Annotated in this window: 1 rRNA gene; it reads left to right on the forward strand. The window is 56.2% G+C overall.

The annotated features are described in order from the left end of the window. Window positions 1-224: ribosomal RNA gene (locus CWC28_RS21720) — 16S ribosomal RNA — on the forward strand; the annotation flags it as partial.

Below are 224 nucleotides of genomic sequence, written 5' to 3' on the forward strand. Positions count from 1 at the left end.
GCAACGCGAAGAACCTTACCTGGCCTTGACATCCTGCGAACTTTCTAGAGATAGATGGGTGCCTTCGGGAACGCAGTGACAGGTGCTGCATGGCTGTCGTCAGCTCGTGTCGTGAGATGTTGGGTTAAGTCCCGCAACGAGCGCAACCCTTATCCTCAGTTACCAGCACATTATGGTGGGCACTCTGGGGAGACTGCCGGTGACAAACCGGAGGAAGGTGGGGA

This window comes from Pseudoalteromonas sp. S4492 (genome assembly GCF_005886115.1).
GTDB lineage: Bacteria > Pseudomonadota > Gammaproteobacteria > Enterobacterales > Alteromonadaceae > Pseudoalteromonas > Pseudoalteromonas gelatinilytica.